At 56.4% G+C, this 26,278-nt stretch carries 23 protein-coding genes; 20 read left to right on the top strand and 3 right to left on the bottom strand.

Annotated features, from left to right (window positions below; all coding sequences use genetic code 11):
- Positions 1-6 precede the first annotated feature (6 nt).
- The 5 genes from panC (at position 7) to glmM (ending at position 5,835) form a co-directional block, all read left to right on the top strand.
- Complete coding sequence (panC, locus tag G437_RS0102615) at positions 7-861, top strand: pantoate--beta-alanine ligase (protein WP_024331046.1); 855 nt, start codon at positions 7-9, stop codon at positions 859-861.
- A gap of 37 nt (positions 862-898) precedes the next feature.
- Entirely contained in the window at positions 899-3,064 is a 2,166-nt protein-coding gene (locus tag G437_RS0102610; RefSeq protein WP_024331045.1) for a beta-galactosidase, read from the top strand.
- A 182-nt stretch (positions 3,065-3,246) separates the two neighbouring features.
- Positions 3,247-3,690 carry a 50S ribosomal protein L13 gene (gene rplM / locus G437_RS0102605; RefSeq protein WP_024331044.1) on the top strand — a complete coding sequence of 148 codons (444 nt, stop codon included), beginning with the start codon at positions 3,247-3,249 and terminating at the stop codon, positions 3,688-3,690.
- Between the two features lie 34 nt (positions 3,691-3,724).
- Positions 3,725-4,222 carry a 30S ribosomal protein S9 gene (rpsI, locus tag G437_RS0102600; RefSeq protein ID WP_024331043.1) on the top strand — a complete coding sequence of 166 codons (498 nt, stop codon included), beginning with the start codon at positions 3,725-3,727 and terminating at the stop codon, positions 4,220-4,222.
- 266 nt (positions 4,223-4,488) lie between these two features.
- Positions 4,489-5,835, top strand: coding sequence for a phosphoglucosamine mutase (gene glmM / locus G437_RS0102595; protein ID WP_024331042.1), 1,347 nt, complete (start codon positions 4,489-4,491; stop codon positions 5,833-5,835).
- Positions 5,836-5,956: 121 nt separating this feature from the next.
- On the opposite strand, the gene coaA is transcribed toward glmM, so the two are convergent.
- The gene (gene coaA, locus G437_RS0102590; protein ID WP_081638893.1) at positions 5,957-6,961 is read right to left on the bottom strand and encodes a type I pantothenate kinase; all 1,005 of its coding nucleotides are present in this window, start codon (positions 6,959-6,961) and stop codon (positions 5,957-5,959) included.
- Positions 6,962-7,113: 152 nt separating this feature from the next.
- Between coaA and glmS the strand changes: the two genes are divergently transcribed.
- The 10 genes from glmS (at position 7,114) to tsaD (ending at position 19,241) form a co-directional block, all read left to right on the top strand.
- Positions 7,114-9,036 (top strand): glutamine--fructose-6-phosphate transaminase (isomerizing), encoded by a 1,923-nt coding sequence (gene glmS, locus G437_RS0102585; protein ID WP_024331040.1) that lies wholly within the window; start codon positions 7,114-7,116, stop codon positions 9,034-9,036.
- Positions 9,036-10,694: a bifunctional ADP-dependent NAD(P)H-hydrate dehydratase/NAD(P)H-hydrate epimerase gene (locus tag G437_RS0102580; protein WP_024331039.1), complete on the top strand. Its 1,659-nt coding sequence runs from the start codon at positions 9,036-9,038 to the stop codon at positions 10,692-10,694. The genes glmS and G437_RS0102580 overlap by 1 nt, the downstream gene beginning before the upstream one ends.
- A 199-nt stretch (positions 10,695-10,893) precedes the next feature.
- Entirely contained in the window at positions 10,894-12,093 is a 1,200-nt protein-coding gene (gene alr, locus G437_RS0102575) for an alanine racemase (protein WP_081638892.1), read from the top strand.
- Positions 12,080-12,661 (top strand): tRNA (adenosine(37)-N6)-threonylcarbamoyltransferase complex ATPase subunit type 1 TsaE, encoded by a 582-nt coding sequence (tsaE, locus tag G437_RS0102570; protein ID WP_029769192.1) that lies wholly within the window; start codon positions 12,080-12,082, stop codon positions 12,659-12,661. The genes alr and tsaE overlap by 14 nt, the downstream gene beginning before the upstream one ends.
- Positions 12,662-12,685: 24 nt before the next feature.
- Complete coding sequence (tsaB, locus tag G437_RS0102565) at positions 12,686-13,399, top strand: tRNA (adenosine(37)-N6)-threonylcarbamoyltransferase complex dimerization subunit type 1 TsaB (RefSeq protein ID WP_024331036.1); 714 nt, start codon at positions 12,686-12,688, stop codon at positions 13,397-13,399.
- Between the two features lie 9 nt (positions 13,400-13,408).
- Positions 13,409-13,924, top strand: a complete 516-nt coding sequence (gene rimI, locus G437_RS0102560) for a ribosomal protein S18-alanine N-acetyltransferase (protein ID WP_024331035.1) — start codon at positions 13,409-13,411, stop codon at positions 13,922-13,924.
- 441 nt (positions 13,925-14,365) lie between these two features.
- The gene (locus G437_RS0102555; protein ID WP_024331034.1) at positions 14,366-15,106 is read left to right on the top strand and encodes a succinate dehydrogenase cytochrome b subunit; all 741 of its coding nucleotides are present in this window, start codon (positions 14,366-14,368) and stop codon (positions 15,104-15,106) included.
- A 12-nt stretch (positions 15,107-15,118) separates the two neighbouring features.
- Positions 15,119-17,122 (top strand): fumarate reductase/succinate dehydrogenase flavoprotein subunit, encoded by a 2,004-nt coding sequence (locus tag G437_RS0102550; protein WP_024331033.1) that lies wholly within the window; start codon positions 15,119-15,121, stop codon positions 17,120-17,122.
- Complete coding sequence (locus tag G437_RS0102545) at positions 17,119-17,880, top strand: succinate dehydrogenase/fumarate reductase iron-sulfur subunit (RefSeq protein WP_024331032.1); 762 nt, start codon at positions 17,119-17,121, stop codon at positions 17,878-17,880. The genes G437_RS0102550 and G437_RS0102545 overlap by 4 nt, the downstream gene beginning before the upstream one ends.
- A gap of 314 nt (positions 17,881-18,194) precedes the next feature.
- Positions 18,195-19,241: a tRNA (adenosine(37)-N6)-threonylcarbamoyltransferase complex transferase subunit TsaD gene (tsaD, locus tag G437_RS0102540; protein ID WP_024331031.1), complete on the top strand. Its 1,047-nt coding sequence runs from the start codon at positions 18,195-18,197 to the stop codon at positions 19,239-19,241.
- An 83-nt stretch (positions 19,242-19,324) separates the two neighbouring features.
- Here tsaD and G437_RS0102535 read toward each other — a convergent pair whose 3' ends face one another.
- Positions 19,325-20,575 carry a THUMP-like domain-containing protein gene (locus G437_RS0102535; protein ID WP_024331030.1) on the bottom strand — a complete coding sequence of 417 codons (1,251 nt, stop codon included), beginning with the start codon at positions 20,573-20,575 and terminating at the stop codon, positions 19,325-19,327.
- Between the two features lie 210 nt (positions 20,576-20,785).
- Between G437_RS0102535 and groES the strand changes: the two genes are divergently transcribed.
- Positions 20,786-21,082 (top strand): co-chaperone GroES, encoded by a 297-nt coding sequence (groES, locus tag G437_RS0102530; RefSeq protein ID WP_024331029.1) that lies wholly within the window; start codon positions 20,786-20,788, stop codon positions 21,080-21,082.
- 316 nt (positions 21,083-21,398) lie between these two features.
- Here the strand turns inward: groES and G437_RS0102525 are convergent, their stop codons facing one another.
- A complete protein-coding gene (locus G437_RS0102525) occupies positions 21,399-21,686 on the bottom strand; it encodes a WhiB family transcriptional regulator (RefSeq protein WP_024331028.1) in 288 nt (95 codons plus the stop codon).
- A gap of 277 nt (positions 21,687-21,963) precedes the next feature.
- Here G437_RS0102525 and guaB point away from each other — a divergent pair, with 277 nt between their 5' ends.
- The 4 genes from guaB (at position 21,964) to G437_RS0102505 (ending at position 26,269) form a co-directional block, all read left to right on the top strand.
- Positions 21,964-23,469, top strand: coding sequence for an IMP dehydrogenase (gene guaB / locus G437_RS0102520; protein WP_024331027.1), 1,506 nt, complete (start codon positions 21,964-21,966; stop codon positions 23,467-23,469).
- A 94-nt stretch (positions 23,470-23,563) separates the two neighbouring features.
- A complete protein-coding gene (locus G437_RS0102515) occupies positions 23,564-24,325 on the top strand; it encodes an exonuclease domain-containing protein (RefSeq protein ID WP_158237506.1) in 762 nt (253 codons plus the stop codon).
- On the top strand, positions 24,319-25,041 hold the full coding sequence (locus G437_RS0102510; protein ID WP_024331025.1) for a hypothetical protein: 723 nt from the start codon (positions 24,319-24,321) through the stop codon (positions 25,039-25,041). Before G437_RS0102515 ends, G437_RS0102510 begins: the two co-directional genes overlap by 7 nt.
- 418 nt (positions 25,042-25,459) lie before the next feature.
- Positions 25,460-26,269: a hypothetical protein gene (locus G437_RS0102505; RefSeq protein ID WP_024331024.1), complete on the top strand. Its 810-nt coding sequence runs from the start codon at positions 25,460-25,462 to the stop codon at positions 26,267-26,269.
- Positions 26,270-26,278 lie beyond the last annotated feature (9 nt).

The raw sequence follows: 26,278 nt of genomic DNA, 5'->3' as shown, positions 1-26,278 counted from the left end.
GCGAAGATGGATCCTCAGCTCGTCTACACGTCAATGGAGCTGCGTCAGGCGCTCCAAGAGCAGCAGGGCAAAATCGGGTTGGTAATGACTATGGGGGCTCTGCACGAAGGCCACCTCGACCTGGTCCGGGCTGCGCGCAAAGCCAACGACGTGGTAGTGGTTTCGGTTTTTGTGAATCCGCTGCAGTTCGCCCCTGGCGAGGATTACGGCACTTACCCGCGCAATCTCGACCAAGATGTTGCTTTGCTTTCGCGCCAGGGGGTGGACGTGGTGTTTGCGCCCTCGCCCGAAACCATGTATCCCACCGGTCAGCCGCAGATCACTTTCCAGGTGGGGCCCGTGGGGGCACGGTACGAGGGCGCAGCCCGCCCCACACATTTTGCTGGGGTGGCGCAGATCGTCTCTAAGATGTTCAATCTGGTGCGCCCTGAGCGAGCCTATTTTGGGCAAAAAGATGCTCAGCAGCTGGCGGTTGTGAGGCAGCTGGTGCGCGATTTGGACTATCCGATCCAAATTGAGGCCGTTCCGACCCGGCGGGAGGCGAGCGGACTTGCCTGTTCGTCGCGAAACGTGTATCTGAGCAAGCCAGAGCGCGAGGAGGCTACGGCTCTTAGTAGGGCGCTCACTGCCGGGTTACAGGTGGCTGCCGCTACGGGGTCGGCTGCGCACGTGTTGGAGGCGGCAACTTCGGTTTTGGAAAATGCTTCGGGAGTGCAAACTGAATACGTAGCTCTAGTCGATCCGAATACCATGGAAGAAGTGCAAGAGGGCCAAAAAATTACCGCCACGCTTATGGTTGCGGCGCGCGTGGGAAGGACTCGGCTGATTGACAACACCCTGGTGGTTTTAGGCCCTCGCTAGAGAGAATTTCAATCCCAGAGCACGGAAGGAATGGGAAATGCCTTGGAAGACTAGTGCCATCTACTACGGCGGCGACTACAACCCGGAACAGTGGGATCGTGAAACACTTGCGCAGGACATTCCGCTCATGAAGCAGGCGGGCGTAAATATGGTGACGCTCAACGTGTTTGCCTGGGGTGAGCTGGAAGCCGACGAAGGGGTCTGGGACGAGGACGGTTTTTCGCGTTTAGGCGAACGCATAGATTCTTTGGTCGACGCCGGTATTGCAGTTGATTTGGCGACGGGTACGGCTTCCCCGCCAGCGTGGATGGCTAAGAAGTACCCTGACTCGCTGCCCGTAACTAAGGCGGGGGTGCGTTTAGGGTTTGGCTCGCGGCAGGGCTATTGTCTTTCCTCGCCTGCCTACCGCGAGGGCGTGGTGCGCCTTTCGCGGGAGGTTGGAAGACGTTTTGGCCACCACGAAGGGGTAGCCCTTTTCCATATAAATAACGAGTACGGTTGCCACATAAACGAGTGTTTCTGCGATCGGTGCGGGCAGGAATTTCGGAGTTGGCTGCAGCGCAAATATGGGTCTCTGCAGGCGCTAAACGACGCCTGGGGGACCGCTTTTTGGTCCCAGCGCAGGCGCAGCTGGGAGCAGATTGATCCGCCTGCTCAGATGCCCACTTTCCCCAACCCCGCCCAGCTTGCCGATTGGCGTCGTTTTAACAACGACCAGTTACTGGGCTTATACCGGCTCGAGAAAGCGCAGCTGAACGAGATTGCCCCGCAGGTGCCTGTAACCACTAACTTTATGGGTTACTTCCCGCCGTTGGACTACCGCCAGTGGGCGCGCGAGGTCGACGTCGTCTCGAATGACGAATACCCGGATCCGGCGGATCCGGCTGCAGCCGCCGAACTGGCTTGGTCGGCGGATATGCAACGCGGCTACAAGGGCAAATCGTGGCTGACTATGGAGCAGGCTCCTGGCGCCGTCCAGTGGCGTGCCGCCAATGCTACTAAGAGGCCGGGGCAGTGGGCGCTATGGTCGCTGGCGCAAATTGCGCGCGGAGCTGACGGGGCTCTCTGTTTCCAATGGCGGCAAAGCGTTGCCGGTGCCGAAACCTGGCACGGCGCAATGGTGCCCCATGTTGGTACGGAGAATCCGCACTGGAAGGAAATGGTCGCCCTTGGCAAGCAGTTGGCCAATCTGTCGCCCGTAGCGGGCACGCCGGTAAAAGCGGACGTGGCCATCCTGGTTGACTGGCAGAGCGAAATTATTCGCTCCACTGCTATAGGCCCGGTTCCGCATTCGTGGCTGGGGCAGGCTAGGGCCTGGCACCGCAGTCTATTCGAGGCAGGTATCACTGCCGACGTCGTTGGCTCTGACGCTGACCTGAGCGGTTACCGAATGACGATTGTGGCCGACATGGCTGCTCCCGACAAAGAGCTGGCAAAGAAACTAGAAAAATTTGTTGCCGGCGGGGGGCAGCTGATTGCCACCACGGGTACGGGCCGCTTCACCCCTGCCGGAAAGGCCACCCAAGGGGGGTATCTGGGGGAGCTAACGTCGCTGTTTGGCGTAAACGTTGAAGGCACCCTCTACGGGAGCAACGCTGCCGAAGCAGACGTAGTTACCGAGGGCGAAGACGAGCACTTGGGCGGTTCCACCCCTCCCGGCAGCCCCGCGGGAGGGCCGGATCCACGTGTTTGCCGAATAACCGCGGCTATAGGTGCGCCCGCTTCCAAACGGTACGTAGGGCTGGAAACAGTGGACCCCGCCCTCGAACGGGCCTTGGACAGCCTGTGTGAGGTGCGACCTGCACTACGTGGAAGGACCCGCGCCGATGCGATTCGCGTAGATGATGCCGAGGCTATTGCATTCTTCACCGACGGGATTGCTTCCGACCTGAATGGTCAGGCTGCGATCTGCAAACGCAAGGTGGGTAAAGGGCAGGCCTGGTATGTGGGAACGGACCTAGACTTTGCGGGGAGGGCGGCAGTCCTCGCCCTCGTGGGTGCCCACGCCAGAATCAGGCCCACTTTACCGGATGCCCCCGCGGGCGTCGAAGCGGTAAAACGTGGCAAGGTATTGTTTGTGCTAAACCACGCGGACAAGGCCGCCGAGCTGGCTGGCATAGTAGGAACAGACCTGCTGAGCGCCACGCAACTAAGCGGACACGTGTTACTTCCGCCTCGCTCGGCCATCGCTGTTTGGCAGTGAGTTATTAGCCACACCGCTTTGAAACGAGCACTCAGGCCAGTTACTATTATCTAGTTGTGCGTTACGTAGGCACGCAGGCGCTTCCCACTCGCCCGCACTGCCCGAACGCAATAACCATTAGCATTTGACCGAAGTTGGTCGCCTCCGGGCACCAATCAACTACGACGAACGAAGGCTACGCCGTGCGCACCTATACACCTAAGGCTGCCGATGTAACCAAGAAGTGGTACATCGTTGACGCCGAGAATGTCGTCCTTGGACGACTCGCGACCACTGTCGCAAACCTGCTCCGTGGGAAGCATAAGCCGACTTACGCGCCCCACATTGACACCGGAGACTATGTCATCGTTATTAACGCTGACAAGGTCGTCCTGACGGGCAGCAAGCTGGACACCAAGCGCGCTTACCGCCACTCGGGTTACCCGGGCGGGCTGCGCTCCGTTTCCTACCGCGAACTGCTCGAGAAGAGCCCTGAAAAGGCGGTAGAAAAGGCTGTCCGGGGCATGGTCCCCCACACCAAGCTTGGTCGCGCCCAGATGAAGAAGCTGCGCGTGTTCGTTGGTTCTGAACACCCACACACTGCTCAGCAGCCCGAAACTGTCGAGATCAAGAAGATCGCTCAGTGACCGGGTCGCTGGCTTTAGAAGTTTGAGGAAAACCGTGGCTGAGAACACTGCAACTGTAGAAGAAAACGAAGAGCTGGAGAACGCTCCAGCCGAATACACTTCCGAGACCGAGGCCCCCGCTGCCGGTGCCGGCCAGTCTGTGACCGCTCCCGGTTCGGGCTTGGGCCGCCGCAAGTCTGCTGTAGCTCGCGTTCGCCTGATCCCAGGCGAGGGCAAGTGGACCATCAATGGCCGCTCTTTGGAAGACTACTTCCCGAACAAGCTGCACCAGCAGCTCGTAAACGATCCGTTCACTCTGCTTGATCTGGCTGGTCGCTTCGACGTGATCGCCCGCATCAACGGCGGTGGCATTTCCGGGCAGGCTGGCGCCCTGCGTCTTGGCGTTGCCCGCGCGCTGAACGAGATCGATCGCGATGCAAACCGTCCTGCTCTTAAGAAGGCAGGATTCCTGACCCGCGATGCTCGTGCAACTGAGCGCAAGAAGGCTGGTTTGAAGAAGGCCCGCAAGGCGCCTCAGTACTCCAAGCGCTGATTTTACTTCTGGAAGGCCCGCCCCTCTTTGGGGCGGGCCTTTCGTTTTAACGGTACGGGCGGCGGGGCGCGGGCACTGCCCGGCGGTCCTGCTTCGGTCGGGGTTTTGCGCAGGTGGGGGGCTGTGCACCTGGCATGTTGATCGCCGGTGTTTTGGAGTGGGTGGTCGGGGACGGAGTGGTGGTCCAGGAGCTAACAGTTTCGCCAGCGCACCCTAGTCAGCGCGGTAGACTTGGGGCGAACTATTGTTACCTGGAAGGAACCTAAATGCCTAGATTGTTTGGCACCGATGGCGTGCGAGGCCTGGCAAATAAGAAGCTGACTCCCGAGCTTGCTACCAATCTGGGAATCGCTGCAGCCCGACTATTTTCTGCCGATTCGAAGAGTGGGCAGAAGCCCCGCGCGGTTGTTGGACGTGACACTAGGATCTCGGGTGAGTTTCTCGACCACGCAATTGCTGCTGGCCTGGCCTCAGCCGGTATGGACGTGGATCGGGCCCGAGTGGTTACCACCCCAACTGTTGCCTTTTTGACGGCCGAAGGGGACTACGACCTCGGCGTTATGATTTCGGCTTCACACAATCCCATGCCCGACAACGGAATTAAGTTCTTTGCGCGCGGGGGGTTTAAGCTGCCTGACGACGTCGAAGATCAGATTGAGGCAATGTTGGGCGAAGAATGGGAGCGGCCGCTCGGTGGCGACGTCGGTGAAGTGGAAGAGGAATCCAAGGCGGTGGATCGCTCGTACGTCGATCACCTCGTGTCGGCTGTGGGAACTGATTTGTCGGGGCTGCGCATTGCTGTCGATTGTGCGAATGGGGCTGCTTCGTTCCTGGGGCCCGAGGCACTTCGCGAGGCGGGTGCGGACGCGGTTGTTATCAATGCTTCGCCCGATGGGCGCAATATCAACTACGAGTGTGGCTCTACCCACCCTGAGGCGCTGCAGGCTGCAGTTGTGAGCCAGCACTGTGATTTTGGGGTCGCCTACGACGGGGATGCGGATCGGTGTTTGGCAGTTGATTCGCAAGGCAACTTGGTTGACGGCGACAAGATTATGGGAATGCTCGCGGTTGGGCTGAAGGACGAGGGCAAGCTGGCTGGCAACACTTTGGTTGTTACAGTTATGTCCAATCTGGGTTTGCTGCTTGCAATGAAAGAAGCTGGTATTGACACCGTACAAACTGCGGTGGGGGATCGTTACGTTTTGCAGAAGATGCGCGAGGGCGGATTCGCGATTGGGGGCGAACAGTCCGGGCACGTAATCATTTCCGACTATGCGACTACCGGCGACGGGGTGTTGACTTCGTTGATGATTGCCAGGCGAGTTAAGCAGACGGGTAAGTCCCTTGCCGAGCTGACGTCTTTTGTGAAGCGCCTACCGCAGACGTTGATCAACGTTTCGGGGGTTAACAAGGCGGCAGCTAATGCTAACGAGGGCGTGGCTAAGGCGGTTGCGCAGGCTGAGGGCGAGTTGGGCGAGACCGGGCGGGTACTGTTGCGTCCGTCGGGTACTGAGCCGGTTGTTCGGGTGATGGTGGAGGCGGCTACCCAGGACACTGCTGATCGGGTTTGCCAGAAGCTGGCAGGAGTTGTCAAGGCGGAGTTGGCTTTGTAATTTGCTCAATTGCTGCGTAAAAGTGGGGGCGTGCCGGTAGACGGTGCGCCTCCACTTTCGTTTTCTCTCATCCACAACAGTGAACGTACACTTAAAAAATCAGTGAACGTACACTTAAAATTTAGAGCTTGCGCAGCCGCAACCTGTTCACCCTGTGGGCCGAATTCTTCGTGATAACCAGTGTTGCTCTACCTCGGGTGGGGCGAATGTTTTCGATCAAATTGACCAGGTTGATGTCGTTCCATATGCGCTCAGCGGTGGCCACAGCCTCCTGGTCGGTTAGCCCGGCATATGAACGGAAATAAGATTTTGGCGATGTGAAAGCAGTCTCGCGCAGGCGCAAGAATCGGTCGACGTACCAATTCTTAATGTCCTCGTGCCGCGCATCCACATAGATTGAAAAGTCGAAAAAATCTGAAACCCCGAGCGCCGTAGACGCCTCAGAGGAACGCAGCGGCGGCTGCAGCACGTTTAATCCCTCAACGATAAGCACGTCAGGTTGGTCTACAACGTTTCGCTCATTCGGCACGATGTCGTAGGTCACGTGCGAATACACTGGAGCTGACACCTGTGGTGCCCCAGACTTGATCGCCGCCAAAAAGCGCAGCAGCGCCCGCCGGTCGTAGGATTCTGGGAACCCCTTTCGGTGCATTATTCCCAGTCGCTCCAGTTCCGCGTTGGGCTTCAAAAAACCGTCGGTAGCCAGCAGCTCCACTTTGGGAGTTTGCGGCCAACGGCGCATCAGTTCGGTCAGAAGCCTCGCCACTGTGGATTTCCCGACGGCAACAGATCCTGCGATCCCAATAACGAAAGGAGTTGTCCGCCCCCTCGGTTCCCGCAAGAATCCCGCCCTCGAATTAGCGAGGGAACGCTGCTCGTTCACGTACAACTGCAAGAGCGCAGATAGTGGCCTGTAGATGGCGTCGACTTCCCGCATGTCGATGGGATCGCCAAGCCCGGCAAGGCGCCGAATGTCTGATTCTGTAAGCGGCAAAGGCGTGGCGGAGGCGAGTGAAGCCCAACTGTGCCGATCGAACTCCTGGTACGGGCTGCGCTCCGAAGTTTGCGGGCCCTTAGCTCGAAAAGTGGACCGGCTGTTTTCGCCCTCGAAAAAACTTTCCGGCATTCCCCACGGGTTATTTTTTGCTGCGTTCACGCTCCATTATTGCTATAAAAAGGCCAGTTTGTGCAAAGTTCATGGCGTATTCCACTTATTTTGGGGCGGCTTTTCAGGTTTTGTTTGCTGAAAATATCGCCGGTCCGTGGTTTGATTTAGGCATGTGCGGAATTGTTGGACATATTGGTTGTAAGCTTGGCTTCCGAAGTGCCGAGGTCGTGATGGGCGGTTTGGCGCGTCTGGAGTACCGCGGTTACGATTCGGCCGGGATAGCGGTTGCGGCCCCGCAGCTGTTGCAAGTGCGCAAGTCTGTGGGGAAGTTGGCGAATCTGCGCGAGCTCCTCAAGAAGGAGCCATTGGATCAGGCCATTGCGGGGATTGGGCATACGCGTTGGGCTACGCACGGGATTCCGACTACTGCTAACGCCCACCCGCACGTTGCCGATCAGGGGCGATTGGCGTTGGTGCATAACGGCATTATCGAGAACGCGGATGCGTTGCGTGGGGAACTCACGCGTGCTGGCGTGGAGTTTGTTTCTGACACTGATACCGAGGTCGTGGCCCACCTTCTTGCGCACTACTACCGGGCCGATCAGGATGATTCGGTAGCGGTTGCCGAGGGCGGCGCCGAGGTTCCTCAGACCGAAAACAGGTTGGCGTTCGCTCGTCTGGCGCGTGCTATGCGCAAAACTACAGCCCGTTTGGAGGGGACATTCACACTGCTGTGCTTGCACCAGGATTGCCCTGAGGTGATTGTTGCTGCACGCAGGTCCTCGCCGCTCGTAGTCGGGATTGGCGAGGGCGAAAACTTCCTTGGGTCCGACGTGTTGGCTTTTGCTGAGCACACCGACCAGGTAGTCGAGGTTGGTCAGGACGAGATGGTTCTGCTCACTGCCACCGAGGTGGTGATTGTAGACGTTGAGGGCAAGCCTACTGAGCCGTCTACTTATAAGATCGATTTCGAGACGGAAACTGCCGAGAAGGACGGCTGGCCTACTTTCATGGAGAAGGAGATTGCAGAGCAGCCGAAGGCGATCTCTGCGACGTTGGCTGACCGTTTTGATTCAACCGGGCATTTGGCACTTGACGAGCTGCGCATTCCCACGGAAATTTTGCGCACTATCGACAAGATAATCGTGGTGGGGTGTGGCACTGCAGCGTATGCGGGGCAGGTGGCAAGGTACGCGATTGAACATTGGTGCCGTATTCCGGTAGAGGTGGAGCTGGCCCACGAGTTTTCTTACCGCGATCCCGTGGTTACCGAGAAGACGCTGGTGGTGGCCATTTCACAGTCTGGGGAGACGATGGACACCATCATGGCTATAAGGCATGCCCGCGAACAGGGGGCCCGCGTTTTGGCTATTGTCAATACTCCGGGTTCCACTATTTCGCGTGAATCTGATGCGGTGCTGCTGACTCACGCTGGGCGCGAGATTGCGGTGGCGTCTACCAAGGCATTTACCGCTCAGCTTTCGGCCTGCTACCTGCTGGGGTTGTTTCTGGCCCAGGTTCGCGGCAACAAGTACGTGGACGAGATCGAAGATTACATGGAGAAACTGGCGAAGATTCCAGCTAAGGTGCAGGCCGTCCTCGACGGTGCCGAAACTGTACGGCAGGTGGCGCGCACGCTCGCCAACGAGGAATCTGTTTATTTCTTGGGGCGCCACGTGGGTTTCCCGGTAGCGATGGAGGGCGCGCTCAAGCTGAAAGAGATCGCGTACATCCATGCGGAGGGTTTCGCGGCGGGCGAGCTCAAGCATGGTCCGATCGCCCTGGTCGAGGACGGGGTCGCAGTGGTTTTCATTGTGCCTACGCCGCGTAGGCCCGAGCTACACCGCAAGGTGTTGTCTAACATTCAGGAGGTTCGCACTAGGGGAGCGCGCGTGTTCTGCGTTGCTGAGGAGGGCGACAGCGCTGTTGACGATTTTGCTGAGGCCGTTTTCCGCGTTCCGCAGGCGCCCACCTTGTACTTGCCGCTGCTGACGGTGGTGCCGTTGCAGATTTTGGCTTGTGAGGTTGCTAAGACCCGCGGGCTTGACGTTGACCAACCGCGCAATTTGGCGAAGTCGGTGACTGTCGAATAATGCTACGTGCCTATGCCTCCAGTGATGTTCGACGTGCCGAGGGCGAGCTGGTTGCGTCTGCTCCTACAGATGCGCTTATGAAGCAGGCAGCTGACGGGGTAGCTGCGGCTGTTTCGGATCAGCTGACTTTGGCTGGTGCAACCGTGCATGGGTCTACTGTGCTGGCGCTGGTGGGCGGCGGCGACAATGGGGGAGATGCCCTCTACGCGGCTAAGTATTTGGCAGATTCCGGTGCGAAAGTGCAGGCTCTGTTGGTTTCGCGGAAGGTGCACCAGCGTGCTCTGGCAGCTGCGAAGGCAGCTGGGGTGCAGATTCTGCAGGTCGCCTCGCATACTTCTCGTGCCCAGTTGCGCGCGCTGGTTGCTAAGGCGGCGAACAGGGCGGGCGTATGGATCGACGGGATCGTGGGTACCGGAGGGCGTGGGCCACTGCGTTCAGTTGCGGCCACGGTTGTGGGTTTGTTGATTTCGATACGCGATTCCAGCCCGGATGAGCCGATAGTGGTAGCGATTGACATTCCTTCAGGGCTGGGCGGCGAGGACGGAAAAGTAGTTGGGCCGCACCTTGCGGCGGACGTGACTGTGACTATGGGGCGGATGAAGAACCCGTCTTTACTGCCGCCGGCGTGTTTGTCGTTTGGCCGCGTCGAGGTGGTTGAGCTGGGTCCTATAGAGGCACCGGTTTCGGCATGTCGGCTGGGTCGAGCTGACGTTGCAGATTTGTGGCAGGTTCCGGGGAGGGCCGACCACAAATATACGCGTGGGGTGGTGGAAGTCGTTGCCGGTTCAGACGCGTACCCGGCTACGGGCATAATTTGTGCTAAAGCTGCCGCCCGTGCCGGCGCTGGGATGGTGCGAGTGAACGTGCCAGCTGTGGCTGCGCCCTCCTTGTTTGCTGTCTTGCCCGAGGCGGTGCCAGGGGCGGGCCGGTCGCAGGCTGTGGTTGTGGGGCCTGGGCTCGATTTGCAGGACGAGGGCCGTGTCGACGAAATGGTGAGGGCTGCCACTAAAGCTATTTTGCGTGGTCTTCCTGTGGTTGTCGATGCGGGAGGTATTTCGATCATCGATCGCATCTTGGCGCGTTTGCCTGAACGGGCGGAGTCTATGGGGAATCGTCCTGTGCGGCGCGTGCGCAAGTTCGCTCCGAATGTGGTGTTGACGCCGCATGCGGGGGAGGCGGCACAATTGGCTACGAGGCTCGGCTTTAAGCAGTCTGCTGGAGGGGTGGCGCGTTCCGACATCGAGGCGGGCCCGGCTAAGTGGGCGGGTTTGCTTGCTGAGAAGACGGGGGCCACAGTGTTGTTGAAGGGGCCGGTCACTGTTGTTTGTGGGCCCGAGGGCGATACTTTTACCCAGGCGGAGGCGCCGGGGTGGACGGCCACTGCTGGTGCGGGGGATGCGCTCGCGGGGATCGTAGGTACGGTTTTGGCTATGTTGCAGGCCGAGGCGGAGGCTGCTGGGCCAGCTTTGGGGGCAGGGCAGATTGCTGCTGGGGCCGCGGCGGGCACGTGGGTGCATTCGGTGGCTGCAAGATTGGCGGCCGGGCTGGACGCCGAGGAGCCGTATGCGCGGCGCCCAGCAAAGGTTGGTAGGCCTATTTTGGCTTCCGACATTGTGGAGGCAGTGCCGAGGGCGGTTGAATTCGCCCTCGCCCCTTAAATCGCCGTCTCCCCTTGAGTCGCCCCTGCCCTAAGGTGTACGTTCACTATTTTCCCACCTGTTTTAAGTGTACGTTCACTAAATTGCGGGGGCGCGTGTTAGTGTTTCGTAGCAGAAAAGCGGTAATGACCTTGGGCTATGTTGCCACCCGGTATAGGCGGTGCAGGAAAGAACATTAGATGGTGGCAGAATGGATGTCATGAGTTCGGACCAAAGTTCTTCCTACGGCGGGGCAGCGTATATTGACACCGCAGCTATCGCGTCCAACATAAAGAGGTTGCACGCAGCCGCGCCTGATTCCGAACATATGGTGATTTTGAAGGCGAATGCCTACGGGCACGGTTTGGCGGTTTGTGCAAAAGCTGCGCTCGAGGGCGGAGCCCGCTGGTTTGGCGTTGCTCAACTTTCGGAGGCGCTTGAGCTGCGGAAGATAGTTGGTCCGCGGCCGCGAATCTTTTCGTGGATTTTTCTTCCAACTTCACCGCTCGAAGAGGCCGTACGCGCGGGGCTAGACCTCTCTGTATCGGATATTTGGGCGCTTGACAGAATTGAAATGGCAGCCACCCAAACCCAAAAAGTAGTGAACGTACACTTAAAAATCGATACGGGAATGTCCCGAGCAGGCGCGACCGCAAAGAGTTGGCCCCATCTTTGCCAAGTGGCCGCAAAAATGGAAGCTGAGGGCAAAATAAAGGTCGTGGCTGTGTGGTCGCACCTTTCCCGAGCCGACGAAAACACCCCGGCTGGCCTCGCCCAGACTAAGGAAGCCGGCGAGGAATTTGCCGCCGCCCTCGCCGTAGCGAAACGGGCTGGCCTCACTCCCGAACTGTCCCACCTGAGCGCAACGGCGGGTATGCTGTGGCACCCGGAATTACGCACTCCTATGGTCAGGGACGGAATCGCGGTCTACGGCCTGTCCCCAAACGACGAACTTCAATCGAGTGTTTCTCTTAAGTTGCTGCCGGTAATGCGACTGCAGGCGTGGCTCACGGTGGTGAAAAAAGTAGATGCGGGCCGCCCCGTTTCCTACGGCGGCACCTGGCAGACCCCGTCAGAGCGTTGGTTGGGGGTAGTTCCACTCGGCTACGGCGACGGCATTGCCCGCCATTGCAAGGGGGCCCACGTGCGCATCAAGACTTCGAATGGTGCGTTCGATGCCCCGATTGTTGGCCGCATTTGCATGGACCAACTGGTGGTGGATTTAGGTGAGGGCGAAGAAGCTCCCGCGAGGGTGGGGGACGTAGCAGTTTTCTTTGGTGACGGCTCTGACGGGGAACCCGCCGTCGAGGACTGGGCCCGCTGGAGTGAGACTATAAATTACGAAGTCGTGACACGAATTGGACCACGTGTGCCCCGTGTCGAGGTATCAGACAAAGGTAGGCAAAATGGTGACGAATAGTTTACAGATTGAGGTTGCTGACCCCGACGAGACCCGTCAGGTAGGTGAACGCCTCGCCAAACTGTTGGGGCCTGGGGACCTGGTTATGCTTTCGGGTGAGCTGGGCGCCGGGAAAACCACTTTTACTCAAGGCATCGGTAAGGGGATGGGGGTGCAGGGTAATATTTCCTCGCCTACTTTCATTGTGGCGCGGGTGCATCCTCCCCAGAGTGGGGCTGTTCCGTTGATTCATGCCGACGCCTACCGCATCGAGGGCGCCGAGGATTTAGCAACGTTGGATTTGGAGTCGTCGTTGGCGGAATCTGTCACTGTGGTCGAGTGGGGGAAGGGCAAGACCGAGGGGCTCTCTGAGGATCGCTTGGAGGTTGACATTATTAGGCCTACGGGTGGCGAGGCGCAGATTGACGCTGGCGGAGTGGTTGATTTGACGGCGATGGACGATGGTAGGCGCAGGTTGGTGCTGAGGGGCTACGGCAAGCGGTGGGCGAGTGTTGACTTGCGGCAGTTGGCCGGTGTTTCTTCCGTTGTCGGTGGGGCTTCGGCTGGGCAGGCAGGTTGTAAGAACTAGTAGGCGAAGGCTTAGGATTACATCGTGCGTTTTTTGTGTATTGATACTTCTGCTGGCGCGGGTGTTGCCCTGGTCGACATTTCTGATTCGGTAGAGGTTTTGGCCAAGGATGTTATTTCGGACCAGCGGCGTCATGCTGAGGCTCTTGGCGGGTTGATTCGGCAGGTGGTGCGTTCGGGAGCTCGGGGTGAGCTCGCTGAGGCTGGTATTGAGGCTATTGCCGTGGGTACGGGGCCGGCTCCGTTTACGGGGTTGCGTGCGGGGTTGGTTTCGGCGCGTGTAATTGGTGAGGTGCTGGGTGCGCGCGTGCTTGGCGTTTGTAGTCTTGACGTGTTGGCACGTCAGGCGCTTGACCAGGTACGTGATCGGAAAGTGTTGGTGGCTACCGATGCTAAGCGTAAGGAAGTTTACGCGGGGCTTTACCAGGCTTGTGGCCCGGATGATGTGAAGTGTTTGTGGGGTCCCGAAGTGGGGTCTGCTGAGTCATTTTTTAATCGGGTGCGTGCGGATGATCCTGTGATTGTTGGAGCGGGGGCTGAGCTTTATCCTGAGGCGTTGCCTCCTACCGGACAGTTGGCGAGGGCTTTGGATCCCGTTATTTTGGCGCGTATTGCGGCGGCTCGTTTGGCTAGTGTGGCCGAGGGCGGGCAGGCCGATTTTTCGTCTGAGCCTTTGTATTTGCGTCGTCCGGATATTCATCCGGGGGTCTCTGCGAAGTTGGCGAAGCCGCGCCGCTAATCTCTCTCAATGAGTGAACGTACACTTAAGGCGCCCGAGGGCGAAGCCCCATTTGCGCTGGTCAGGCTCGATTTGTGTTGGGTGGACCAGATTGCCTCATTGGAGCGGAACCTATTTGGTGGAGAAGCTTGGGATGCGCAGATCTTGCGGAAAGAGCTGTCGAGGCCAGATCGCGCGTACGTGGGCGCGGTAGCGTCGGTAGATTCTGTTGAACTACTCGGATACGGAGGGGTGCGTTTCGTTGGCGACCAGGCCGACGTCATGACGGTAGCTACTGTCCCGTCACAAAGGTGTAAGGGGATCGGCGCGGCAATTGTCTCTTGGCTCGAAAATGTTGCCGCCTCCCTAGGTGCTGACGCAATATTCTTGGAAGTGCGCAGCAAGAACGCGCAGGCCCGGCGCCTTTACCAGCGTGCCGGTTACAAGGAACTCGGCGTGATTCGCCACTACTATCGCCTGCCCCCGGATGACGGTATCCGGATGGGTAAATCCTTACTTTTGTCCTCGGAAAAGAATACCCCCTAAGGTGAACTCCTTAAACAAGCAGATGGCTTTCACCCCCCCGTTACTTGCGGCCTGCCCCTGCAGCCCTCTGTGGTGCACGTCCGGAGCGCGCTTCGTCCTCGCAAATAAACGCCCCTAGAAGTTGCGGGCTGGCACGTCGCCGTCTTTACTCAAAGCAATGATGCGCGTGCTAAGTCCGGTCTACGCGTATAGCGAGAATCACCTTAAAATTTGCCCTGAAGTAGTTTACGTAACAGTTCTGTTGCCAAAAGATCGCCGGAAAATAGCCAAAATGCGCTGTCAAGCCCCCCTGAGTGTCAGAAAAATGCAACCTATTTGCGCGCCGCCGTTCTTTTAAATGCCACGAATAACGCGGCAACCAGGCCGCGGCTGGCTTTTGTTATCCCGTTTTGGGACTGTGGATCTACCTCGTCTAGTGATCTGTGCGACTAGGCTAAAAACGTGGCGAATTCAAATGTGACGACCAAGAAGAGACATGCTTGGAATACCACCGTCTTCATGAAGCAGGCGATGGCTATCTCGGGTCTCTTCTTCGTCTTTTTTCTGTTATTTCATTCATACGGAAATCTAAAGGCGTTCGGCGGGGCGGCCAGTTACAACGGCTACGCCCACCACCTGAGGATGTTCCTCTACCCGATCCTGCCTTACGAAGGGTTCTTGTGGATCCTGCGCGTAATCATGATTCTGCTCATTGTCGTGCACATGGTTTCGGCGCTTTACCTGTGGCACCGCGCTGGCGCGGCTCGGGGAACCCGCTATGACGTAAAAAAGGCGGTGACAAATTCCTATGCGGCGCGGACAGTGCGAGTCGGATCGCTGCTGTTGATCGGCCTAATCATTTTCCACATCTTGCACTTCACTACTAAGACGTTCAAGATTGGCGACAATGCTGCATACGCCTCCCACACAATGGTGGTTGACGGCGAGAAGGTGCCAGCAATGCCGTTCTCGATGATGGTTACTACCTTCTCCAATTGGTGGATGGTCCTGGTCTATGTGGCGTTTGTGTCGATTGTGGCTTTGCACGTCGCGCACGGTTTTTGGTCGGCGTTCCAAACCATGGGTTGGATGCGCGAAAATACCCGCAAGCCTATGACTGTGTTGTCTGGGCTTATCGGGTTTGCCATCTGGTTCATGTTTGTGTTGCCGCCGCTCTGTATCGCACTTGGCGTCATCAAGTAAGGGGTGAAGATCATGAGCGAACTTATTTCCGGACTTTATTACGAGGGCGAGAAAATTGCCGACACTAAGGCGCCGCTTGATGTGCCAATCGAGAAGTGTTGGGAGACTCGCAAGTTTACGGCGAAGCTGGTCAATCCTGCGAATCGTCGCAAGCTAAAGATTATTGTTGTGGGCACTGGTTTGGCTGGTGGCGCTGCCGCTGCTTCGCTTGGCGAGATGGGTTACCACGTTGACGTCTTCTTCTACCAGGATTCGGCGCGGCGTGCCCACTCTATTGCAGCTCAGGGCGGTATCAACGCCGCGAAGGATTACCGCAATGACAACGATTCGGTCTATCGCCTTTTCTACGACACTGTAAAGGGGGGCGACTACCGGGCACGCGAGACTAATGTTTACCGTCTTGCGGAGGTCAGTGCCAATATTATTGACCAATGTGTGGCGCAGGGGGTTCCCTTCGCTCGCGAATATGGTGGGTTGCTCGATAACCGCTCTTTTGGCGGGGTGCAGGTTTCGCGTACATTCTATGCACGTGGGCAAACAGGCCAGCAGCTGCTGATTGGCGCGTATCAGGCACTGGAGCGGCAGGTTAAGGCGGGCACAGTAATCGAGCATTCACGCCATGAAATGGTCGAGCTTATCCTGAAGAATGGTCATGCCAAGGGCATCGTTGCTCGCGATATGACAACAGGTAAGCTTGAGGCGCATACGGCCCACTGCGTTATTTTGTGTACTGGTGGATACGGAAACGTTTTCTTCCTCTCCACGAATGCGATGGGGTGCAACGCTACGGCTGCGTGGAGGGCTTACCGAAAGGGCGCCTATTTCGCTAATCCGTGCTACACGCAGATTCACCCGACTTGTATTCCGCAGCATGGGGATCAGCAGTCGAAGCTTACGCTGATGTCTGAGTCGCTGCGTAATGACGGGCGTATCTGGGTGCCTAAGAAAGCTGAGGATTGCGACAAGGATCCACGTGATATTCCGGAGGAAGATCGCGATTACTACTTGGAACGCATCTATCCGTCTTTCGGTAACTTGGTGCCGCGCGATATTGCTTCGCGTCAGGCAAAGAACATGTGTGACGAGGGTAGGGGCGTCGGTCCGGCACTTGCCGAGGTCGGCCCTGACGGCCAGGAGCGTATGGTTCGCCGCGGTGTGTACCTTGATTTTGCCGATGCGATTGAGCGCATGGGTAAGGATGCTGTTTCGGCTAAGTATGGCAACTTGTTCGAAATGTATGAGCGTATTACGGACGACGATCCGTATGAGGTGCCCATGCGTATTTACCCGGCGTCCCACTACACCATGGGCGGGCTTTGGGTTGATTATGACTTGGAGTCGACCATTCCGGGCCTGTATGTAGGCGGGGAAGCTAATTTCTCGGACCATGGGGCCAACCGGTTGGGTGCTTCGGCGCTCATGCAGGGGCTCTCTGACGGTTATTTTGTCCTTCCGAATACGGTGAATGACTATTTGGCAGATAAGTTGGCTGAGCCGTTGCTGGATGGCGACGATCCGGATGTGCAGGCGGCTTTGGCCGAGGCTCAGGAGCGTATTGACCGCTTTATGAGTATCGGCGGTTCCCGTTCAGTGGATTCTTTCCACAAGGAATTGGGGCGGATAATGTGGGATTACTGCGGGATGTATCGCACCCACGATGGCCTGTTGGAAGCGATCGAGAAGATTCGCGCGTTGCGCAAGGAGTTTTGGCAGAATGTGCGCGTTCCCGGTGAGTCTGTTGGGCAGATGAATCAGTCGCTTGAACGGGCGGGTAGGGTCGCTGACTTCTTGGAGCTTGGCGAGCTGATGTGCATCGACGCCTTGCATCGTAATGAGTCTTGCGGCGGTCACTTCCGTGGTGAGTCCCAGACTGAAGAGGGCGAGGCGTTGCGTCATGACGACAAGTACCTTTACGTTGCGGCGTGGGAGTACAAGGGCGAGGACCAGCCACCGGTTTTGCATAAGGAAGATTTGATCTATAACAACATCGAGCTGAAGCAGCGGAGTTACAAGTGAAGATTAAACTGCGTATCTGGCGCCAGGCTGGCCCTGAGGCTGAAGGCGTAATGAAGGAATATGAGCTCGTTGGGGTGCAAGAAGAGACGAGCTTCCTCGAGATGCTTGACATCTTGAACGAGGAGTTGTTCGCGAAGGGCGAGGATCCGGTTGCGTTCGATTCTGATTGCCGCGAGGGAATTTGCGGCATGTGTGGTTTGGTGATCAATGGTGTTCCGCATGGCAATGATGGGGCGTCTCCTAAGGGGAATACTCCTACTTGTCAGTTGCATATGCGTTCTTTCAAGGATGGGGACACGATTACTATCGAGCCGTGGCGTTCGAAGGCGTTCCCTGTCATTAAGGATTTGGTGGTTAATCGGAGCGCGTTGGATCGTATTATTCAGGCTGGCGGGTATATTTCTGTCAACACTGGGGCGGCTCCTGACGCGCATTCGACTCCGGTGCCTAAAGAGAACGCAGATAGGGCATTTGAGGCTGCGGCTTGTATTGGGTGTGGTGCCTGTGTGGCGGCGTGTCCTAATGGGTCGGCTATGTTGTTCACTTCTGCGAAGGTCACCCATTTGGGTTTGTTGCCGCAGGGTGAGCCCGAGAATCTTATGCGCGTGAAGAACATGTTGTTGGCGCACGACGCTGAGGGCTTCGGTGGGTGCACGAACTTTGGTGAGTGTGCAGCTGTGTGCCCGAAGCAGATTCCTCTTGAGACGATTTCTGTGTTGAATCGTCAGTTGGGTAAGGCCGTGCTTAAGGGCATGTAGTTTTGCTCGAGTTGGGGTCCCGGGGCTGTGAATGAACGGTTTCCGGGGCCCTTTGTTGTGTTTGATTGTGTGGGAGGGCGTGTGGTTGTGTCTTTCTCTGGGGGAGAGAGAAGAGGTGGGAAGGGCCGTTCCACATAGTCCCTTCCCTAAAAGGGTGAACGTACACTTAAAGTGTTGGACACTCACCCCGAAAAGGGTGAACGTACACTTAAGGAAAGAGTGAACGTACACCTGAAATATTTGCGCTCCCACCCGTGGGGGAGTGAACGTACACTTAACTTCGTACTGATCAAGGGAACGCGTAGGATGAAACAGTGACTGCTGAACCGCTAATACTAGGTATTGAATCTACTTGTGACGAGACAGGTGTCGCCCTCGTGCGAGACCGCGAGCTTCTAGCCGACGTTACAGCTACATCGATGGATCAACATGCTCGTTATGGCGGCATAATCCCGGAAATTGCTTCACGCGCTCACCTCGAGTCTTTTCTGCCTACAATGCGCGCCGCTCTCGAAAAGGCAGGAGTTGATTTAGATCAGGTAGATGCTATCGCCTGCGCGGCTGGTCCCGGCTTGGTCGGCTCGCTAACGGTTGGGATTTCTGCCGCAAAGGCGTTGGCCGCGAGCTTGAATAAGCCCCTGTATGGCGTAAATCATGTGATTGGACACCTTGCCGTAGATGAGCTTGTTGATGGACCATTTCCGGATCATTTTGTCGGTTTAATCGTTTCAGGGGGACATTCCAATCTTCTTGATGTGCACAATATTGCAACTGATGTGCGCGAATTGGGGGGAACTCTCGACGATGCTGCGGGGGAGGCATTCGACAAGGTGGGGAGGATGCTCGGAACTCCTTACCCGGGCGGGCCGCACGTTGACCGCTTGGCGCAGGCTGGAAATAAGAAGGCTATTCGTTTTCCGCGCGGGTTAGCATCTTCGAAGGATAAGAATGCCCACAGGTACGATTTTAGTTTTTCAGGCCTAAAAACGGCTGTGGCCAGGTATGTCGAGGGGCTTGAGCAAGCAGGGAGGCAAGTTCCCGCCGAGGACGTGTGCGCGGGGTTTTCTGAGGCGGTAAATGATTCTTTGACCGCTAAGGCTGTTTTGGCGGCGCAGGACCTGGGCTGTTCAACGATTGTTGTCGGGGGTGGGTATTCAGCTAATTCGCGGTTGCGTGAGTTACTTTCTGCTCGTGCGCAGAGTGCTGGGCTGGAGGTTAGATTGCCTCCGTTGCGTTTTTGTACAGATAATGGGGCCCAAATAGCGGCAATAGGGAGTGCGCTTGTGCGCGAGGGCGTGGAACCCTCAGACCCGTCATTTGGCCCGGATTCTGGTTTGTCGTTGTCTGTGGCGCGAGTTTAGAATAGCGCCGTTGGTCGGGGCGGTTTGTCTTGGCCGGGTTGTGTTCAGCCAGGCTCCCGCCCCGCCTGTCGTTAAGTGTACGTTCACCCAAATGCCAAGATAGCCACATGCTTAGATTTGCCCGTGACTTGCGCTCTAGTAAGAAATAGTGTTGCTGAAAGATTACCGGTTGGTTTTGGCAACACCCTTTTGCGAAAGGCAGCGGGATCAATCTGGATTCCTCGCTTTTTGATTTCTAAGGTGCCGACGCCCAAGTCTGCTAAACGCCGTTTTATCTTCTTAGCGTTGAGGGGTAGTACTGAATGAACTTTCCAAAACCTACCAAATTTTGCGGCTACTGCTGGGGGAGCGATTTCTGACGTTGCATATGCGATTCCCTCGTGAACTAGCGTTGCCCCCGGCCACGACTTTACCCATTGCGCTAACCCACCTGCGCGCAATATGGCTCCGTCGACCTCGCCAATCCATTCGGCGACAGAATTGCCTACTTCAGCCCTAGCAGCGGGTGCATTTGGTGAGTCGGTGTAAATAGGGAAGGTGGAGTATTGCCCGCCCCGTATGCATAGCGCCGCGCGGCCGGCCCTTTTGCGTAAATCCCCGAACCATAAACTCGTTTCGACGACTGCCCCGTCGACACTTACCCACAGCGCCTCCGCGTCGCTCGGAATATCCGAATAGTGCAGGCCCGGGGCAACTTTCACGCCTAAATTCGGGATTGAGTTACGCCAGTTTAGGACTAGAGGCAGCGCCGGAGACCAGGTGCTTGGGTCTATCAGACGGCCACGTGGGCCACGTCGGGCCGGGTCTGCGAAGAGCGCGTCCACGCCAGCATCGGCAAGCGTCTGCATGCTAATTTTTGTAACGTCGGCTATCTTGACTGTCGCTTGTGGGTACTCTGCGAGATTGTGCTTCGCGCAGCTTGCGGTGTAGTCGTCAAGTTCTAGTGCTAAGACTTGTATGCCCGCTTTCGCGAAGGCAATTGCTTCGGTGCCGAGGCCGCATCCTAGATCTGCGACGAAGTGTACGTTCACTTCAGCAAGCCGTTTTGCATGAATCGATGCCACACATTGTCGGGTGGCTTGTTCGAGCCCTGGCCGAGTGAAAAGCATTTTCTTGGCCTGTGTGCCGAATTTAGCTTCGGCGCGTTTGCGGAGGTCGCATTGGATGGCGATCTCCGTCGCTATCTGAGGTGCCAGCCCTTGTTTGCGGAGCAAAAGGCCAACTCTGTCTGGGCTGGCGCCAATCTTACATGCCTGTTCGAGTTCTTTATAGTAGTTTCCGCCCGGGCTGAAAGGGTTTTTCTGAGGGCGGGTACCAATGTTTGGAAGAGGCATATGGAAAGCCTACCTGGCCTGGTCGGTCCTATAAAGTTGGCTAACAGAGAACCGTTGGCACTCAGGTTGTCAGAGTGCTAAGGGTGGGGCTAATCTATATCTTGTACGTGAAGCGAATAGCTAAGCGCAGGTCGCCTATTCGACCACCCGCGACGGAGGGTAGGGGGCCGTTAGCAATCCCATTCGATCTACAAGAAAGGGAGGTCCGCAGTGTCGGTCTCCATTAAGCCGCTCGAGGACCGCGTCTTGGTCCAGCAGGTAGAAGCCGAGAAAAAGACTGCTTCAGGCCTTGTTATTCCGGATAACGCTAAGGAAAAGCCTCAGGAAGGTACTGTTTTGGCAGTTGGTCCGGGTCGTATTGATGACTCCGGCAAGCGCGTTCCGGTTGATGTTGCCGAGGGCGACGTCGTGATTTATTCGAAGTATGGCGGCACCGAGGTGAAGTACAACGGGCAGGAGTATTTGCTGCTCAATGCTCGCGATATTTTGGCTAAGGTTGATCGCTAAGCCTTTTTAGGAAATGCGGCTGGTAGCGTTGCTGCCGGCCGCTTTTTCTTTAAGTACGGTAACTTCTCGTAGTGTTTTGCAGCAAGACTTGGGGTGGGCGTGCGTTATCGGGGGTGAGTGAGGGAGGCATGTGTACCCGTAACGTAGTGAACGTACACTTAAGTTTTGCTGGTAACGGCACTGGTTCTGAAGCGGTATGGTCGCCACCGAAGATAGTGAACGTACACTTAAGTGCCGGAGGGTAGTCGCATAAAAATGGGATAAAAATGGGAGCAGCCCTGCGACTGCTCCCATGGAACTGTTGTACGAAAGCTTTCTACGCGCTCTTACGAGCCTTCTGAATTTGTGCCCTACGTTCTTCCTCTGTCATTCCACCCCACACGCCGTATGGTTCGTGGGCTTTTAGTGCGTATTCGCGGCATTTATCGATAACCGGACACGTAGCACAGACGGCTTTCGCGGCCTCCGCGCGACGCCTACGAGTACCTCCGCGTTCGCCCTCGGGATGAAAGAAAAGTTCCGTATCAAGGTCGCGGCAGGCACCCTCGTACTGCCATTCCCAAAGGTCTATGCTGGGACCGGGAAGTCGCGATACATCTGTCATTCGCATCTCCTTAGCAGTTGCGTGGGCTCTGTGAACCCCAGGGGCTGACTTGATCAGATCCCTTATACAAGAGTGTTTCAGGTGAATCTTAGAGTTTCCTGAATGCAAGCCGAAAATAAAGCTAACAATTCGGTAAGAATTAGTTAAGCCGGTGTTCAGGCGGGCGGCTGTTAGCGTTCTTCTTCTATGGCGAACGGCTGCGTGCATGATAAAAATCCCATTGCTGAGGCTTAAGCCTCAAGAAATTGGGCGTTAGTATTGAAATGTGAGCCACGATATGCAAAATCCAGTTGTACTGACAGGTCTTACCTACGACGATGTTCTGCTGCTTCCGCGAACAACGAATGTCGTCCCCTCCGATGTGAATACGGAGGCGGTGTTGACGAAGAAGATTAAGCTGCGCATGCCGCTGATCTCCGCGGCCATGGATACTGTGACTGAGGCCAGGATGGCGATCGCGATGGCGCGGCAGGGCGGAATTGGTATTTTGCACCGCAACCTCTCCATTGAAGAGCAGGCTCACCAGGTGCGGCAGGTGAAACGCTCGGAGTCGGGGATGGTTTCGGATCCCGTTACTGTGCAGCCGGAAGCGACAATCGAGGAGCTGGACAAACTCTGCGGCCATTATCGCGTGTCTGGGCTTCCTGTCGTCGACGAGGACAATAAGCTACTTGGCATTATTACTAACCGTGATCTCCGCTTTATTCCTCCGTCAAAGTGGGCCGAGATGAAGGTTTCGGAGGCTATGACACCGATGCCACTGATTACTGGCAAGGTTGGTATTTCTCGGGACGAAGCAAAGAAGCTTTTGGCTCAGCATAGGATCGAGAAACTCCCGATCGTAGATGAAAATGGGCGTCTCGGCGGTCTGATTACGGTGAAAGACTTTGTGAAGACCGAGAAATATCCGAATGCGACCAAAGATTCTAAGGGGCGTCTGCTCGTGGGGGCCGCCCTTGGCTACTGGGGTGATACTTGGGAGCGCGCCGAAGCCTTAGCCGAGGCTGGAGTCGACGTCCTCGTCGTTGACACAGCCAACGGTGCAGCTGAGCTTGCTTGTCAGATGATTTCTCGCCTCAAGTCAGATGAGCGCTTTGACGGAATTCAGGTGGTTGGCGGCAACGTAGCTACTGAAGAGGGCGCCCAGGCACTTATTGACGCTGGGGTAGATGCAGTGAAGGTGGGAGTCGGGCCTGGCTCGATTTGCACCACGCGCATCGTTGCAGGCGTTGGGGTTCCCCAGATTACGGCCATTATTGAGGCGGCGAAGGCGTGTAAGCCTGCAGGAGTGCCACTAATAGCCGATGGTGGCTTGCAGTATTCGGGGGATATTGCAAAGGCGATCGCTGCGGGAGCAGATACCGTGATGCTAGGTTCGTTGCTGGCGGGTTGTGAGGAATCACCTGGTGAACTCGTATTTATGAATGGTAAGCAGTACAAGCACTACCGGGGTATGGGTTCCTTAGGTGCGATGAGCTCGCGAGGGCGTAAGTCTTATTCGAAGGATAGGTATTTTCAGGCGGATGTGTCTTCTGATGACAAGATCGTCCCTGAGGGTATTGAGGGACAGGTTCCGTATTCTGGCTCTCTAGCGGCGGTTGTTTATCAGCTGCTCGGGGGGCTGCACCAGTCGATGTTCTACGTTGGCGCTGTGGATATTCCGACCCTGAAAGAACGTGGAAAGTTTGTGCAGATTACTGCGGCAGGGCTGCGTGAGTCCCATCCGCATGATGTGCAGATGACTGTGGAGGCACCCAACTACCACGGGCAGTCTCAAAAGTAGGTATTTTCGGGGGGCTTGCAGGGCCCTGACCCAGGGTTTTTAAGTGTACGTTCACTCTTCAGAAATTTCGAGGAGTGAACGTACACTTAAAATTGTGAAAAACGATGGAGCAAATGTGACCCCGCTCGAAGCTTGGCAAAATACTCGTGTGCTTGGGTTCGATACTGAAACAACAGGTACTAACCCTCGCGAGGACCGTATAATTACTGCTTCTCTCATAGGGCGTCTCTCGCCCTCGGAGAGTACGAACTGCAGCGAACGATCATGGATCGTGAATCCTGGAGTACCAATTCCGCCTGCTTCAAGGGCTGTCCACGGGATGAGCTCTGAGTTCGTGGAAGCTAACGGCATGGAGCCTGCGGAGGCGCTGTCAGAAATTGCGGCGACGATCGCCGAGGAGACCAGTGCAGGATCCGTCCTCGTAATATTCAATGCCAGCTACGATCTGACGATTCTTGAGAGTGAACTTGCGCGTTATAATCTTCCTGCGCTCCGTCACCGAGTTGATACTGGGCACGTCCCCGTATTTGACCCTTTGGTTTTGGACCGCGCGTTCGTTCCGCGCCGAAGGGGTAAGCGTAGGCTTGCTGATTTGCTAAAACATTACGCGGTGGAAATGCCCGATGGGCTCCACAATGCTGGCGTAGATGCTGCAGCAACGCTCAATTTAGCCAATGTTATGTTGACATTTCATCGCCAATTCGCTGAGGTCAGTCCGGAGCAAATAAACGCCTTGCAGAAGGCTGCCCACGAACAATGGGCAGTAGATTTTGAAACATTTTTGCGTGAGCGCCGCGGCGATGGGGTACACATTGATCGTAATTGGCCACTTGCTGAAGGGATGGGCCAGTGGTAAAGAAAATTGGCTGGGCTCTGTGGTCGCTGGTGTTGCTAGTAGTACTAGCTGGGCTGTGCTATTACGTGTACGGGGTTTCAACGGGCAAGCTTGGGCCAGCTGCCCAAAAGGTCGGCGGTAAGGCCACGGTTGCCCCCAGTAGTGCTGATCCGGATGATGTGGTAGTTCCCCAAGGAGCTGATAGTTCAATTGGTGCTTTGTTGGGCATGCCGAGGTCGGATTTGGCGAGTTTCAAGGTGGGGAACGCTTTGGTTTTTCGTTCAGAGTCCGGGCATGTCGTTTGTTCCTTCTCTGACGCTGGTGGAAAACTTGGTACGGACCTGATTTTGCCGTATAGGGGAGCTGATGGTTCAACTGCCGCTTCGCCTAGCATTCAGTGTGGGTTGGTGCGTGCGTTGGATTTGCATACTGAGGATCAGGTGGGTTGTGTAGAGGGCAACCGTACGGGTGACACGCTTGCTGTTTGGCCCGGAGGTCGTGGAATCGGCGCCTGTGTTGTTAAAGGGCAGCCTCTGCGCTATGACGCGGAGGTTGAAGATAATCCGGATCCCAATCAGCGAATGAAGATTCGTTCGTTGGAGTATGGTAAACGTATACAAAAGGACGGTTGGGCTTGCGGCGACGACGGCGAGAACTTGGTTTGTGCGGAACTTGCTAGCGGGCGAGGCTTCTTGATTGGTTCTGACGTATATCGGTTGCTGGGCCCTGAGAAGTAGTCCTTCCCCATTTCAGATGTGAACGTACACTTAAGGGCTTAATGCTTTTAGGTGTACGTTCACTATTTAATGTGTCCACAGGTGCGTCGGTCTATGTTTTCCACAGCTTTCCGGGATGGTACTGGCAAAGTGGTGTATTTTTGCCGAAACTTCATGTATGTTCACACAACGAAGGCGTTATAGATACAGGCTTAAGCCTCCAATGGGGCTTGTTTTCCACGCGCGGAGGCGCTGTAGTGATGGTGATTCTTCGCTAGTACGTGTAAGTCCAAATGCTTCCGTGGTTCCGATTGAGGTCGGGCCTTTAGCTGCAGACGTCGATTTCTTACGTCGCGCGCGAGTGCTCGCGAGTATTGACCGGTGTGGTGGGGGCGTAGCTTGCCTAGAGTCAGCTGCGCTCATCCATAAGATTCCTTATATGGCTACTAATCCGGACGTGCACCTTTTAGTTGACAGGACGTGCAGGAAGCGTTTGAATTTGCCGTCTTTGAAGGTTGGGAGAACACGGTTGCGGGAGGCCCAGGTGATTCGGCATGAGTGGGTTGTGCCGCCCCACGTCGAGCGCATAGGTGGGGTTTGGGTAACTAGCGTCGAGCAGACAATTTTAGATATGCTGCGGCTTGCTCCACCTGCTGATGCGGTAGCGTTTGGTTGTATGGCTCTTCGTAAGCTTGTTGGGTTTGATCGCGACGATCCGAAGGCCTCGTATAGTGCCGCTCAGAAGGTGTCGGCCAGAATTTATAAGCGTCTGAGACGAGAATATCCGCCTGACCGGAGGTTTCGACAAGCCGAGCGGTTATTAGACTTACTAACTCCCGCTGTGGATTCTGTGTTAGAGGCTGTAATGGTTTGGGTTTGTTATTTGGCAGGATTGCCGAGGGCGAAGCTTCAGGAGAGGGTATGGACCGGGACTGGGTGCCGTTATATTGATGCGTTTTATCCGCAAGCCCTTGTTGCGTTGGAGTTTGATGGTCGTATTAAGTTGGGTTTTTCTGCAGAGGCTGCCATGTACGAGAGGACTCGGCAGTTGCACCGCGATAGGGAACTTGAGAGTTTAGGTATTCATGTGGTGCACGTCAGCTCAGATGAGGTTGGAAACTTTACTGTGTTGGTTGCTAGATTGCGTAGGGAGCTTTTCAGTCTCGGTGTTGGGGATTATGCAGTGAGGGGATGGATCACTACTAGAATGCGATCCTGGAGGCCGCGAGGATCTACCGGGTGGTTCTGAGGGGAGCGT

The sequence above is a fragment of the Winkia neuii subsp. neuii DSM 8576 genome, assembly GCF_000420405.1.
Lineage (GTDB): Bacteria > Actinomycetota > Actinomycetes > Actinomycetales > Actinomycetaceae > Winkia > Winkia neuii.
The sequence above is the reverse complement of the archived record's forward strand: the minus strand, read 5'-3'. Positions and strand labels throughout refer to the sequence as shown.